The following is a 13,658-nucleotide window of genomic DNA, read 5'->3' on the forward strand; positions in this document are numbered from 1 at the left end:
CTTGCCTCAAGGCAAGATTGATCGCATGAGCGCCTTGATCGAGCAGTATGACGCACTGGTCTGCGACCTGGACGGAGTGGTCTATCGCGGTCCTGAAGCTGTGCCCCATGCGGTCGAGTCACTGAACGGAGCACAGGCGAGCGGCGTCCGGATCGCTTATGCGACGAACAACGCCTCGCGTCCACCCGCCGACGTCGCCCAGCACCTGCGCGAGCTCGGCCTCGACGCGCAGGACGACAGTGTCATCAACAGTTCGATGGCCGGGGCTTCCTATCTGGCCGATCACGCGAAAGCCGGCGACACGGTCTTGGCGGTCGGGGGTGCCGGCGTCGGTCTTGCCTTGCGGGCGCAGGGCTTCGATGTGGTGAGCGAACTGCCCACCGACAAGCGAGTGATGGCTGTGCTCCAGGGCTATGGTCCGGCCGTCACGGCCAACGATCTGGCACAGGCCGCGTACGCGATCCAGTCAGGTGCCTTATGGGTTGCGACCAATACCGATCTCACGCTTCCGACCGCGATCGGGACGGCGCCCGGCAACGGCTCGCTCGTGGGCGCGGTACGCAATGCGGTTGACCGAGACCCGGTCGTCGTCGGAAAGCCGGGGCCACTGATGTATGTGATGGCGGCGGAGCACCTAGGCAGTGCGCCACATCGCACTCTGGGTATCGGCGACCGCTTGGAGACCGACGTCGCCGGTGCCGCAGCGGCCGGCATGGACTGCCTCCATGTGCTCACCGGTGTGCATGGCCCGAGCGATCTGGTGTCGGCGCCACCGCAGCTGCGTCCGCGTTTCGTGGCTGAGGACCTCCGTTCCCTCGCACAGCAGTACTGCGAGCCGCAGCGCCGAGACGGTTGGTGGATGATCGGCGACGCGGGCTGCCGGATGTCGAAGGACGGGCAGTACGCACTGGAATGGCACGGTCAGCCGGTCGGCGTCGAACGACTGCGACTGGCGCTGCCGACGCTGTGGGGGACGATCGACGACGGCAAGATCGGGCTCGAGCAAGCGGTCACTACGTGGATGACGAGCCAGTAGGCTGGCCCGAACCAAACGGGACGACTCAAGGAGTGGCCATGGCGCTCGACAGCGTGCGTACAGCACTGCAGATCCTTTCCGGCGCAGGCGAATTGACCCGCGCCAAGGCGACCGAGGCAGCACAGACCTTGCTCAGCGCCACCGGCCTGGAAAAGCCGGTGGGTCAGGTGTCGACGCTAGCGGATGAGCTGATTGCTGCCGCCGCGGCCAACCGCCGGTTGATCCAGGAGACCGTCCAGGCCGAGATCAGCAGCCAACTGGAGAAGGTCGGACTGTCGACCCTGCAGGAGCTGGCCAACGCGCAGAAGGAGATCGACCGGCTCAGCCGCGAGTTGCGCAATCTGCGGGCTACGTTCGCGGGCAGCAGCGCTTCGCTGGCAGGGTTTGCCACCGAAGGCGTCCGTCACGTCGCCGGCGTACTTCCCGGGCGCGGCGCGCAGGACGAGGGCGAGCCGCGTGCAGAGGTCGCGCGTCCGGCTGCGACGGACACCACAAAGGTGGCCCGCGCAGCGGTGACGAAGGCGACGCCGGCCAAGAAGACGGCCACCACGAAGGCGACGCCGGCTAAGAAGGTTGCTGCCAAGAAGGCCGCCGCGAAGAAGGCGGCCCCGGCGAAGAAGGCCGTCTCCACGACAAGTCCGGCGTCGCCATCCAAGGCGGCGGCTTCGAAGACCGCTGCGCCGACGCGAGTAGCCGCCTCGAAGAAGAGCGCTGCGAGCCCGAGCGCCACGACCAAGCGAGTGGCGAAGAAGACCGCCGACAAGACTGCAGCTCCGGCTGCGAAGAAGGCGACTGCCACCACGACGAGCATGCCTGCCACCTCCAAGACTGCTGGGACGAAGACCGCAGCGACGAAGAGCACCGCGTCCAAGGGCGCTGCATCGACAAGCGCCGGGAAGAAGAGCACGGCGGAGAAGAGCACTACGGCGAAGCCGTCGTCCTCGGCCACGCCGGCAAAGGGCGCGACGTCCAACTCCGCGTCGACCACCAGCACCTCGAGCGGCCGCAGGGTCGCCAAGAAGGCGGCGGCGAAGAAGACCTCCTCCGCCGCCGAGTCGACGGCACCGGCCAAGAAGTCGTCGAGCGCCTCGTCCTCGGCCACCTCGAAGTCGCCTGCGTCCGCCACGAAGTCGACGAGCACGCCGTCCACCTCGAGGTCGGCGGCGCCGACCAAGAAGGCAGCACCAGCGCCCGCCAAGAAGTCGACCAGCACTCCTTCGACGAGTGCTGCGTCAGCGAAGTCGCAGCCCGCGAGCACGAGTGGTTCGAAGTCGGCGACGCCGACGGTGGCCGCCAAGAAATCGACGACGTCGCCGGTGAAGTCCACGACCTCGGCCAAGGCTGACGCCACATCGAGCACGAAGGCCGCGGGCGAGGATTCGGAGTCGACCGCCTCGAAGCCGTCGCCGGACGTCGCCGCGAAGGCTGCGCCCAGCACGCCGTCCGCTCCGACGACGCCGTCGTCGACGGCCGATCCGTCGGCAGCTTCGGTCAACACCGAGTCGGCCAGCACGGCGTCGAACCCGACGAAGCCATCGGATCCGGAGAAGTCGGACGTGCCAATGTCGACGACTGCCGCCACGGCCGACCCGACCTCGCCGGCCCCGACCGACGCGAGGCCAGTTGCGTCGACCCCCGGTGAGCCGGTGAAGCCGACGGATGCCTGAACACGACACGCCCCGTCCGGGGCCGGTCGCTCCAGCTCACGAGCGCAGCAGCGCCGCGATCGAGGACGCTCTCGCGCGGGTACGTGAGCTTCGGGCGGTCCCGGAGGGTGGGGCCGACGACGACGGGAACGGCGCCTACCACGTCGACCTCGATCAGCAGATCGAGGTGCTGACGCAGGCCCACGACACCCTGCGCCGCGCGCTGTCCAGCATCGAACGGTGAGTTCGCGGGTGGGCGAACGGATCGATCACGCCTTGGTCGCCCGCGGCTTGGCGAGATCGCGCGCGGTGGCGCAGGAGTTGATCGCGCAGGGTCAGGCGCGCTGTGACGGCAAGGTGGTCACCAAACCTTCGGCCAAGGTCGCTGCCGACTCCACGTTGGAGATCGTGGGTGAGATCGATCCGTGGGTCGGGCGTGCCGCCCACAAGTTGCTCGGTGCTCTCGATGCCTTCACAGCAGTCGATCCGCGCGGGCTGCGTGCCATCGACGTCGGTGCCAGTACCGGCGGTTTCACCCAGGTGCTGCTCGAACGTGGTGCGACAAGCGTCGAGGCCGTCGACGTCGGCCATGGCCAGCTCGCGGCGCCCATCGCTGTAGATCCACGCGTCCGCGATCACAGTGGCATGACCGTGCGCGGCATCGATCCGGGCGTCATCGGCGGCACGTCGCCGTTGGTCGTGACCGATCTGAGCTTCATCTCGCTCACCCTCGTGATGGCAGATCTCGCCCGATTGATGACCGACAACGCCGACCTGATCGCGCTGGTGAAACCACAGTTCGAGGTCGGACGCGAACGGCTGGGCCACAGCGGAGTGGTGCGTTCACCGCGCGAGCGCGAACGAGCACTGCGGGCGGTGATCGCTTCGGCAACGGCGGCTGACCTGCATGTTCACGGTCTCGATCGCAGCGTCGTCACCGGCACCGAAGGCAATCAGGAATACCTGCTGTGGGCCCGTCGCAGCCCGGTTGGGAAGATGGCCGAGGCCGCCATCGACCACTTCATCGCAACCATTGATCAGGAGGACACATGACCCGACGTGTGCTGCTGATCGGGCACCCGGGGCGTGAGCAGGCCCGGGAAGCAGCCCGGGTCATCGTCCACGAGCTCGCCGCGGAGGACATCGAGGTCACCGGCGCCGAGGACGAACTCGAGGCCTTCGGCGTACTGGCTGAGCCCAATGCCGTGGCCCAACCCGGCCCGCCCGGTGAGGGCTGCGAACTGGCCGTCGTGCTCGGAGGCGACGGCACGATCCTGCGTGCTGCCGAAGTGGTGCGGGAGAGCGGCACGCCGCTGCTCGGCATCAACCTCGGACATGTGGGATTCCTCGCCGAGGCCGAACGCGACGACGTCCATGCCGTGGCCCGACGGATCGCCGAGCGTGATTGGGCCGTCGAGGAGCGCGAGACGCTCGAGGTCGACGTACAGGTCGACGACACCGTCGTCTGGACCAGTTGGGCGCTCAACGAGGCATCGGTGGAGAAGGCTTCACGCGAGCGGATGATCGAGCTGGTGCTGGAGATCGACGGGCGTCCGTTGTCGACCTGGGGTTGTGACGGTCTTGTCATGGCGACACCGACCGGTTCCACCGCCTACGCCTTCTCCGCCGGCGGCCCGGTGGTCTGGCCCGGCGTCGAGGCGCTGTTGGTCTGCCCGATCTCGGCGCACGCGTTGTTCGCCCGACCCCTGGTGCTCAGTCACGACGTCCGGATCGCTGTCGAACTCTTGAGTGAGTCGTCGGGGCGCGGCGTGGTGTGGTGCGACGGTCGCCGCAGTTTCGATCTTCCACCGGGCGCGCGGATCGCCGTGCGCCGAAGCGACCTGCCGGTGCGCCTGGCGCGCCTGGCGCAGGCGCCGTTCACCGATCGCCTGGTGGCGAAGTTCGATCTCTCCGTCGGGGGCTGGCGCGGGGTGCGCCGGGGGCAGGCATAGTGCTCGCCGAAATCCGCATCCGTGACCTGGGTGTCATCGACGACGCGACCCTGCAGTTCGCGCCGGGGCTGAACGTGCTGACCGGTGAGACCGGTGCCGGTAAGACGATGGTCGTGCAGGGCCTCGGGCTCATGCTCGGCGGACGTGCGACGTCCAGCCTCGTCCGGGACGGCGCCGATGCGGCCCTGGTCGAGGGTGTGCTGGAACTTCCTGGTGACCACCCCGCCATGCTGCGGGCCGGCGAAGCAGGCGCTGATGCAGACGAGGACGCGCTGCTCCTGGCTCGTTCGGTGGCGCAGACCGGACGGTCGCGTGCGTGGGTCGGAGGGCGCAACGCACCAGTCGGTGTGCTGGGCGAGATCGGTGAACTGGTCGTCGCCGTGCACGGCCAAGCCGATCAGTGGCGCTTGCAACGCCCAGACCAGCACCGCGCGGTGCTCGACGACTTCGGTGGCGCGGCGATCGCCAAGGCCCACTCGCGCTATCACAGCCTCTACCTCGAGCGGCAGGCCGTGCGCCGCGAGCTGGATGAGCTCACCACCCACGCCCGGCAACGGGCGCTCCGGCTCGACCAGCTGACCGCGGCCCTGGAGGAGATCGAGGCCGTCGATCCGCAGCCTGGCGAAGACCTCGCTCTGGCCGAGGAATCCACCCGACTGGAGAACATCGACACCCTGCTGGCTGCCGCCGGGGGCGCACACCAACTCCTCAGTGGCAGTGACGAACTGGACGACCGCAGCGCACTCGGATCGCTCGGCGCGGCGTCCGTGGCGCTGGCAAGAGCCGTCGACCATGATGCAGCCATCGCGACGTTGCGACTCCGCTTGGACGAACTCACCGTGCAGCTGACTGACCTTGCCGCCGATCTCAGCAACTACGTACACGACCTGGACGCCGACCCGGCGCGGGTTCAGGAAGTTGGCGAGCGCCGGGCGGCCATTTCGGGGTTGCTGCGCAAGTACGGCACCACGGTCGATGAGGTGTTGCAGTGGTCGGAAGCCGCGGCGAAGGAGAGCGACGAACTCGCCTCGTCCGACGACCGCATCGAAGCGCTCACGGCACGCGCCGGCCAACTCGACACCGAGATCGCTGCAGCGGCAGAAGCGTTGAGCACCAAGCGACAAGCGGCGGCCAAGAAGCTGGGCGAGGCGGTCAGCGCCGAACTGCGGCATCTGGCAATGGGCTCGGCGAACCTGAGAGTGCAGGTGAGTTCGCGCCCCGGGGAGTACACCCCCTCAGGCATCGACGACGTCGAGATCCAACTCGCCGCCAACCGCTCCGGCACCGCCCGGAGCGTGACCAAAGCCGCCTCCGGCGGTGAGCTCTCGCGGGTGATGCTGGCGATCGAGGTGGTCACCGCCTCCGGTGATGTGCCCACGTTCATCTTCGACGAGGTGGACGCAGGCGTCGGCGGCGCAGCAGCCCTCGACATCGGTGCCCGCTTGAAGGCTTTGTCTGCTCACGCGCAGGTGATCGTCGTGACCCACCTCGGGCAGGTGGCGGCCTACGCCGACCAGCACTTGGTGGTGCACAAGCAGGACGACGGCCACATCACCGTCAGCGATGTCGTCGTGGTCGACGGTGAAGAGCGCCGACAGGAACTGGCGCGCATGCTCGGCGGAGTGAGCGACAGCGATGCTGCGCTGGCACACGCCGACGAGTTGCTGGCCCAGGTCGGCCGCCCGGCGACCAAGCGCTGACCTGGCACGATGGGGCCCGTGAGGAAGTCGCTGCGACGCGTCCCGGCCACCGACCAGACGGTCGGCCGGATCCGGGTCGACCCGCGCACCAAGGACCTCACGAAGCGACTGCGCCCCGGCGACATCGCGGTCATCAACCACGTCGATCTCGACCGCGTCAGCGCCGAAGCGCTGGTGGCCTGCCAACCCAGCGCGGTCATCAATGCCGCGACCTCCAGTAGCGGCCGCTACCCGAATGTGGGGCCGGGCATCCTGGTCGATGCCGGGATTCCGCTGCTCGACGCCGTCGGTGAAGACGTCATGAGCCGTGCCCAGGAGGGTCAGACCGGGCGACTCGAGGGCGTCGATCTGGTGATCGACGGCGATGTCGTGGCCACCGGCACCCTCATGGATGCGGAGACGGTCGAGACTGCGATGGACGCTGCTCGGGAAGGCCTCGCCGAACAGATCGTCGCCTTCGCGGCCAACACCATGGGATACCTGGAGAAGGAACGCGACCTCCTCCTCAACGGCATCGGTCTGCCGAGCATCCGCACTGATCTCGACGGCAAGCCCGTGCTGATCGTGGTCCGCGGCTACCACTACAAGGAAGACCTGGCGATCCTGAAGTCGTTCATCCGCGACTTCAAACCGGTGCTGATCGGGGTCGACGGCGGCGCCGATGCGCTCGTGGAGGCGGGTCACAGGCCCGACCTGATCGTCGGCGACATGGATTCGGTGAGTGACGCCACGCTGCGTGGCGGGGCCGAAATCGTCGTCCACGCCTACCGTGACGGGCGGGCGCCGGGCCTTTCCAGGGTGGAGGAGCTCGGCATCACCGACGCGGTGGTCTTCCCGGCGACCGGCACCAGCGAGGACATCGCCATGCTCATTGCCGATGACAGCGGCGCCGAGCTCATCGTCGCCGTGGGCACCCACGCCACGCTGGTGGAATTCCTCGACAAGGGCCGTGCCGGCATGGCCAGCACCTTCCTGACCCGATTGCGCGTCGGCAGCAAGTTGGTCGACGCCAAGGGCGTCAGCCAGTTGTACCGTTCGAGCATTGGGTGGCCGGCGCTGATGTTGTTGGTCGTCGCGGGCCTGGTGGCGCTCCTGGTGGCGTTGTTGTCCACCCCGGCCGGACGGGCCTTCTTCGAAGCTGTCGGTGCTCGCTGGGACACCTTCTACTCCTGGCTGGAAGGGCTTTTCAGTGATTGATTTCAGGTACCACGTGGTCTCGCTGGTGGCCGTATTCCTTGCCCTTGCAACGGGAATCGTCATCGGAGGGTTCTCGCTGCGCGGTGAAGTGGCCGATCAACTGCACGGCCAGGTCGCCGGCCTGCGCACCGACAAGGCCGACCTGCAGTCTCAGCTGACGCGGGCGTCCACCGGTAACAAGAAGCGCGACGAAGCAGTCACCGATCTTGCGCCCAAGGTGCTCGCGGGCTCGTTGCCGGGGCAGCGGGTGGCCGTGGTCGCGCTGCCGGGCGTCGAAGACAGCCTCACCAAGAACATCAAGACGACCATCGCCTCCGGCGGGGGCCAGGTGGTGGCCACCGTGACGCTGAGCGACAAGTGGACTGACGCGGCGTACGCCACCTCGGACAGCATGCGGCAGCACGCCGGCACGCTCGGCATTTCGACCAGCGACGTGCGGCCCGACCGCCTCGCCGGTGCAGTTCTGGCTCGCGCGTTGGCCCGACAGGACGGCAGCGCACGCAATGTGCTCAAGGACTTCTCCGACGGGGACGCCACGACCGTCGAACCCTCCCAAGCGCCGCCGGCCACCTCGATCGTGCTGGTCTGGCCCGGCATGGTCGACAAGGCCGGCATCGTCAAGAAGTGGTCGGGCCTGGTGTCCGGAGTGGGGATCTCGGTCACCGCCGTGGTCGGCGTCTCCAGCGGATCGGCCTCCACCGACAAGGGCCCGACCCCGGATGCGTTGATCTCCTCAGTGCGTGAGACCCCCGACGTCGTCTCGGTGATGAGCACCATCGATGACGGTGCCATCCCGATCGGTCAGATCGCACTCGGTCTGGCCTTGCGCGACGAACTCGCAGGCAAGTCTGGCCAGTACGGGCTCGGCCGCGATGCGTCGGCGCTGCTGCCCCGGGTCACTCCGGCTGCAGCCACCGAGCCGCCGTCGTGAGCCCGGCTGTCGCGAAAATCGCGCGCACGACGGTTGCAGCGGCGCTCGCCGGCGTCGGAACGGTCGCCGCCTCAAAGCTCGCTCAGCGCAAACCGTCGGTGCAAGCACGCCTGTTGCGAACCAATTTCCGCGGTGAAGAGGTCACCCTGGCCGAGGGTCCCGCGATCGTCGCCGGTCTCTGCGCTACTGCGTTGGTCGATCCCCCTGCGGCCGTAGCGGCGCTGAGCGCCGGATCGCTCGGTCTGGTCGACGACCTCACCGGTACGACCGACCGCCGCGGCTTCGCCGGTCACCTGGGCGCTCTGACGCACGGCGAGTTGACGACCGGCGCCGTGAAGATCATCGGCATCGGCGTCACCGGACTCCTGGTGGCCGGTGTGATCGATCGACGTCGCCTGCGTCCCGACACCCTTCTTGCTGCAGGGCTGATCGCCGGTGGCGCCAACCTGATCAACCTGTTCGATCTGCGACCGGGCCGAGCACTCAAGGTGTCTGCGCTCCTCGCCACACCTCTGCTGCTTGCCGGGGCACCGGCGGCCCCGGTTGTCCTGGGCGCCGCAGCCGGCGCTGCCTGTGACGACCTCGCCGGACGATCGATGATGGGTGACACCGGGGCGAATGCCTTGGGCGCGGTGCTCGGCGTCGCCGCGGCACGACGACTTGGCCCGCGCGGCCGCGCCACCGGCTTCGCCGCGGTGCTCGCACTCACCCTTGCCTCTGAGGCAGTGAGTTTCAGCAAGGTGATCGAATCGAGCCCGGTGCTGCGTGCGATCGACCATTGGGGCCGCCCGCGGTGAACACCACCCGGCTGCAGACGATCGCCGGTGCGGCCTCAGCGATCGCCGTGGTCACCCTCGCCAGCCGCCTGGTCGGTTTTGGCAGATGGCTGGTGTTCTCCCGTGAAGTCGGAGGCACGTGCGTCGGTCAGGCTTACGCGACCGCCAACCAGTTGCCGAACATCCTCTACGAGGTGGCCGCCGGGGGAGCGCTGGCTGCCGTTGTGGTGCCCCTGGTCGCGGGCGCCGTGGAGCGGGGTGACCAGCGCACCGCAGATCGCGTCGCTTCGGTGTTGCTCACCTGGGCGGTCGCTGTGCTGCTGCCGTTGTCGGTGCTGCTTGCACTGCTTGCGGGGCCGCTCGCGCGACTGATGACCGGCGATGCGAGCCGAGGATGCTCCGGGATCGCAGGCCTGACCTCGATGATGCTCCTGGTCTTTGCACCGCAGGTGCTGCTGTACGGGGTCGGGGTGGTGTTGACCGGCGTCCTGCAGGCCCACCGGCGGTTCGTCGCCGCCGCGGTCGCCCCGCTGCTGTCGAGCCTCGTGGTGATCGCCGCTTACCTGCTGTACGGCCGCCTTGCCGACAGCGCCCGGTTCGATCGGTCGGGCGTCAACCCTGGTCAATCTGGTCTCGACGCTGAACGGTGGGTCTTGGCCGGAGGAACGACGCTCGGGGTCGTCGCGCTGAGCCTTCCGCTGCTTCTTCCGGTTGTCCGGGCCGGCGTGCGGCTGCGGCCCGCGCTTCGTCTACCCGCTGGGCTCGGTGCCCGTGCTGCGGGACTGGCCGGCGCGGGGCTTGCGGCGCTTCTGGCTCAGCAGTTTGCGGTGTTGGTCACGATCAACCTCGCCAACGACAAGGGCGCCACCGGAGCGATCAACGTCTACAACTACGTCCAGGCGATCTACGTCCTGCCCTACGCACTCCTGGCCGTGCCGATCGCGACCGCGGCCTTCCCCCGACTTGCTGGCGATGACGGCGATCGTGTGCTCGCGCGGGTCATGCCGCTGGTCGGTGCAGCCGGCGTGCTCGGAGCGGCCGTCCTCGTTGCTGTCGCGGCTCCCACGGGTGACTTCTTCACGCACCTGGATGCGCGCCCGGCCGCGATGACTGCGCTCACCCCAGCGCTGCTGGCCTATGCCCCGGGGCTGCTCGGGTTCAGCCTGGTGGCGCTGCTGAGCCGTGCCTTGTACGTGCGTGGTCGAGCGCTGTTGGCGGGTGGTTGTGTCGCGACGGGCTGGCTGCTGGCGGCGCTGATTCCGCTCCTGCTCCTGGGTGGTGTCACCGGCGATTCCTCCCGCACCCTGGTGGTGCTCGGCCTGGCCTCCTCGATCGGCATGAGTGTGTCGGCGCTACTCCTTGCCCTGATGGTGCGCGGCGCGTGGCCGGAGGCTCGCTTGGGGTCGGCGGTGCGCTCGTGGGTGCGTGCGCTTCTGGCAGCGACCGTCGCCGCTGTCGGCGGTGCGGGGGCCGCGTGGTTGTTAGGCTCTGCCACCGGTTCGCTGCTCACGTCCGCGCTCGTGGCCGTGGCAGCGGCGGTAGTCACCGTGGCGATCTTCGGGGTGATCGTGCGGGTGATCGACAAGCAGGCCGTCCAAGGCCTCATCGAGTCACAACGAAAGAGCAGGTCCTGATGTCCGAGCGAGTGCTGCTCGTGGTCGGTACGGTCGCCGGCGGTGCCGGACGCCATGTGCACGATCTCGCCGCCGGTCTGGTCGAGCGTGGCCATACGGTGACGGTTGCGTGCCCGACCTCGGTCGGCGAGCAATTCGACTTCGGGGGAGTAGGTGCCCGGGTCGAACGCATCGAGATCGCCGAGCGTCCCTCACCCACGCGGGACGCGCGCACCATGCGGGTGCTGCGCCGGATGACCAAGGTCGCTGATGTCGTCCACGCCCACGGCGTCCGGGCCGGAGCGCTCGCCTGCCTGGCCACCAAGGCGACGCCGGTCGTCGTCACCCTGCACAACGCCAGGCCGACGCAGTCGGGGCTGTCCGGCGTCGCCTTCGACACCCTCGAACGTGTCGTCGCGCGTCAGGCGAATGTCGTGCTCTGCGTCTCCAGCGACCTGGTGCAGCGTGTGCGGGACGACGGGGCCAAGGACGTGCGCCTCGCCGTCGTGCCTGCGACTCCGTGGTCCGGCTCGACCGACGTGGACGCTGTACGTCACGAGTTCGGCGACGCACCAATGGTGCTCGTCGTCGGGCGACTTGCACCGCAGAAGCGGATCGACCACGCGATCGACGTGGCGCTGCACGTGCAGCAGGTGCGTCCGGACGTCCACTGGCTGATCGCTGGCGAGGGGCCGGAACGAGAGTCGCTGCAGGCTCGCATCGATGAATCGGGCGCACCGGTGCGGCTGCTGGGGCATCGCGCTGATGTGCACGATCTGCTGGCAGCGGCGCAGGTCGTCGTCTCCACCGCACAGTGGGAAGGGCAGCCGGTCTGGTTGCAGGAGGCCCTCCAGGCGGGGCGGGCCATCGTGGCGACCGAGGTGGGTGGCACCGCTGATGTCGTGGCCGACGCAGCCGTCCTGGTGCCCTTCGGTGAAATCGACACGCTGCAGCAGAAGGTGACCGAAATGCTCGACGATGCGGGGCTTCGGAGTGAGTTCGAAGGTCGTGCGCTGGAGCGAGCAACCCAACTGCCGACTGAGTCGGACGCACTCGATGAGATCGAAAAGGTGTACCGCGGACTCAGCGCCGAGAACAACGCGTAGACTGACAGCCCGTGGCGGACCAGACGAAGCACATCTTTGTGACCGGAGGCGTCGCCTCCTCTCTCGGCAAGGGCCTGACGGCCTCGAGCCTCGGGCATCTGTTGGGGGCTCGCGGCCTCCGGGTGACGATGCAGAAGCTCGACCCGTACATCAATGTCGATCCCGGCACGATGAATCCGTTCCAGCACGGCGAGGTGTTCGTCACCGATGACGGCGCCGAGACCGACCTCGACATCGGTCACTACGAGCGCTTCCTCGACGTCAATCTCGCCGGTAGCGCGAATGTCACCACCGGCGGCGTCTACAGCCGGGTGATCGCCAAGGAGCGCCGCGGTGAATACCTCGGCGACACCGTGCAGGTCATCCCGCACGTCACCAACGAGATCAAGGAACAGATGCGGGCCCAGGCCGGCCCTGACGTCGACCTCATCATCACCGAGATCGGTGGCACCGTCGGCGACATCGAATCGCTGCCCTTCCTCGAAGCTGCTCGGCAGGTGCGCCAGGATCTCGGCCGCGACAACGTCTTCTTCCTGCACGTCTCACTGGTGCCCTATCTCGCGCCCAGTGGTGAGCTGAAGACCAAGCCCACCCAGCACAGCGTGGCCGCTCTGCGCCAGGTCGGCATCCAGCCCGATTCCCTTGTGCTGCGGGCCGATCGGGAGATCCCGGACTCAATCAAGAAGAAGATCGCGCTCATGTGCGATGTCGACATGGAGGCTGTTGCCGCCGCCGTCGATGCGCCGAGCATCTACGACATTCCCAAGGTCATCCACGGCGAAGGTCTGGACGCCTACGTGATCCGCCGCCTCGGGCTGCCCTTCCGAGACGTCAACTGGACCTCCTGGGACGGTCTGCTGCAGCGGGTGCACAACCCCGAGCACGAGGTGCAGGTCGCGCTGGTCGGTAAGTACATCGACCTGCCCGATGCCTACCTGTCGGTGACCGAGGCGCTGCGTGCCGGCGGCTTCCATCACGATGCACGCGTGAAGATCCGCTGGGTGGCCAGCGACGACTGCGCCACCGACGCCGGTGCGCACAGGGCCCTCGGCGGCGTCGACGCGGTGCTGGTGCCGGGTGGGTTCGGCATTCGCGGCATCGAAGGCAAACTGGGCGCCCTGAAGTGGGCCCGTGAGCACGGTGTGCCGACGCTGGGCATCTGCCTCGGCTTGCAGTGCATGGTCATCGAGTACGCGCGCAATGTCGCCGGTATCGATGCTGCTTCGTCGACGGAGTTCGACCCCGACACCAAAGCGCCGGTCATCGCCACGATGGAGGAGCAGAAGAGCTTCGTCGAAGGCGCCGGAGACCTTGGCGGCACCATGCGCCTTGGTGCGCAAGAGGCCAAGCTGGTCCCCGGATCGGTCGTCGCGCAGACCTACGGTGCCGAAATGGTCACCGAGCGTCACCGGCACCGTTACGAGGTCAACAACGACTACCTGTCGCAACTGTCCGAGGCCGGACTCGTGTTCAGCGGCACGCACCCTGAGTGGGGTCTGGTGGAGTTCGTCGAATTGCCCACGGACGTCCACCCGTACTACGTCTCCACCCAGGCGCACCCGGAGTTCAAGTCGCGGCCCAACCGCGCCCACCCGTTGTTCGCCGGACTGATCGGTGCTGCGATCGATGCCCAGCGGGCATCGCGGCTGGTCGAGGTGGAGCGTCCGCGGTCGACCGAAGACGTTGCGGCACAGTAGAAGT

General features: G+C 68.1%; 13 protein-coding genes. 11 read left to right on the plus strand and 2 right to left on the minus strand.

From position 1 onward, the window contains the following. The first annotated feature begins 25 nt into the window (after positions 1–25). Entirely contained in the window at positions 26–1,036 is a 1,011-nt protein-coding gene (locus J5M86_RS06345; protein WP_188060903.1) for an HAD-IIA family hydrolase, read from the plus strand. A 176-nt stretch (positions 1,037–1,212) separates the two neighbouring features. Here the strand turns inward: J5M86_RS06345 and J5M86_RS06350 are convergent, their stop codons facing one another. Both J5M86_RS06350 and J5M86_RS06355 read right to left on the minus strand, forming a co-directional pair. Continuing rightward, positions 1,213–1,443 (minus strand): hypothetical protein, encoded by a 231-nt coding sequence (locus J5M86_RS06350; protein WP_188060902.1) that lies wholly within the window; start codon positions 1,441–1,443, stop codon positions 1,213–1,215. Further along, positions 1,440–2,618, minus strand: a complete 1,179-nt coding sequence (locus J5M86_RS06355) for a hypothetical protein (RefSeq protein WP_188060901.1) — start codon at positions 2,616–2,618, stop codon at positions 1,440–1,442. Before J5M86_RS06355 ends, J5M86_RS06350 begins: the two co-directional genes overlap by 4 nt. Before the next feature lie 77 nt (positions 2,619–2,695). Between J5M86_RS06355 and J5M86_RS06360 the strand changes: the two genes are divergently transcribed. Genes J5M86_RS06360 through J5M86_RS06405 form a run of 10 tightly spaced genes read left to right on the plus strand, consistent with a single transcriptional unit; the run spans position 2,696 to position 13,654 of the window. Then, positions 2,696–2,926, plus strand: a complete 231-nt coding sequence (locus tag J5M86_RS06360; RefSeq protein WP_188060900.1) for a hypothetical protein — start codon at positions 2,696–2,698, stop codon at positions 2,924–2,926. Further along, positions 2,923–3,735 carry a TlyA family RNA methyltransferase gene (locus J5M86_RS06365; RefSeq protein WP_244328511.1) on the plus strand — a complete coding sequence of 271 codons (813 nt, stop codon included), beginning with the start codon at positions 2,923–2,925 and terminating at the stop codon, positions 3,733–3,735. Before J5M86_RS06360 ends, J5M86_RS06365 begins: the two co-directional genes overlap by 4 nt. Continuing rightward, positions 3,732–4,634 (plus strand): NAD kinase, encoded by a 903-nt coding sequence (locus tag J5M86_RS06370; RefSeq protein WP_188060899.1) that lies wholly within the window; start codon positions 3,732–3,734, stop codon positions 4,632–4,634. Before J5M86_RS06365 ends, J5M86_RS06370 begins: the two co-directional genes overlap by 4 nt. Next, positions 4,634–6,334 carry a DNA repair protein RecN gene (gene recN, locus J5M86_RS06375; RefSeq protein ID WP_188060898.1) on the plus strand — a complete coding sequence of 567 codons (1,701 nt, stop codon included), beginning with the start codon at positions 4,634–4,636 and terminating at the stop codon, positions 6,332–6,334. The genes J5M86_RS06370 and recN overlap by 1 nt, the downstream gene beginning before the upstream one ends. Before the next feature lie 9 nt (positions 6,335–6,343). After that, positions 6,344–7,531 carry a putative cytokinetic ring protein SteA gene (gene steA / locus J5M86_RS06380; protein WP_188060897.1) on the plus strand — a complete coding sequence of 396 codons (1,188 nt, stop codon included), beginning with the start codon at positions 6,344–6,346 and terminating at the stop codon, positions 7,529–7,531. After that, positions 7,524–8,462 carry a copper transporter gene (locus tag J5M86_RS06385; protein ID WP_188060896.1) on the plus strand — a complete coding sequence of 313 codons (939 nt, stop codon included), beginning with the start codon at positions 7,524–7,526 and terminating at the stop codon, positions 8,460–8,462. Before steA ends, J5M86_RS06385 begins: the two co-directional genes overlap by 8 nt. Next, entirely contained in the window at positions 8,459–9,259 is an 801-nt protein-coding gene (locus J5M86_RS06390; RefSeq protein WP_208965116.1) for a hypothetical protein, read from the plus strand. Before J5M86_RS06385 ends, J5M86_RS06390 begins: the two co-directional genes overlap by 4 nt. Then, a complete protein-coding gene (locus J5M86_RS06395) occupies positions 9,256–10,872 on the plus strand; it encodes a lipid II flippase MurJ (RefSeq protein ID WP_188060895.1) in 1,617 nt (538 codons plus the stop codon). Before J5M86_RS06390 ends, J5M86_RS06395 begins: the two co-directional genes overlap by 4 nt. Further along, positions 10,872–11,957 (plus strand): glycosyltransferase family 4 protein, encoded by a 1,086-nt coding sequence (locus J5M86_RS06400; protein ID WP_188060894.1) that lies wholly within the window; start codon positions 10,872–10,874, stop codon positions 11,955–11,957. Before J5M86_RS06395 ends, J5M86_RS06400 begins: the two co-directional genes overlap by 1 nt. 11 nt (positions 11,958–11,968) lie before the next feature. Beyond that, positions 11,969–13,654, plus strand: coding sequence for a CTP synthase (locus tag J5M86_RS06405; protein ID WP_188060893.1), 1,686 nt, complete (start codon positions 11,969–11,971; stop codon positions 13,652–13,654). Positions 13,655–13,658: the final 4 nt, after the last annotated feature.

This window comes from Yimella sp. cx-51, assembly GCF_017654605.1.
In the GTDB taxonomy this organism is placed as follows: domain Bacteria; phylum Actinomycetota; class Actinomycetes; order Actinomycetales; family Dermatophilaceae; genus Yimella.

Excerpts from the sequence above, each read along its gene's own strand:
- J5M86_RS06345 (WP_188060903.1), top strand. The coding sequence starts at position 26 with ATGAGCGCCTTGATCGAGCAGTATGACGCACTGGTCTGCGACCTGGAC.
- J5M86_RS06360 (WP_188060900.1), top strand. The coding sequence starts at position 2,696 with ATGCCTGAACACGACACGCCCCGTCCGGGGCCGGTCGCTCCAGCTCAC.
- J5M86_RS06370 (WP_188060899.1), top strand. The coding sequence starts at position 3,732 with ATGACCCGACGTGTGCTGCTGATCGGGCACCCGGGGCGTGAGCAGGCC.
- steA (WP_188060897.1), top strand. The coding sequence starts at position 6,344 with ATGGGGCCCGTGAGGAAGTCGCTGCGACGCGTCCCGGCCACCGACCAG.
- J5M86_RS06400 (WP_188060894.1), top strand. The coding sequence starts at position 10,872 with ATGTCCGAGCGAGTGCTGCTCGTGGTCGGTACGGTCGCCGGCGGTGCC.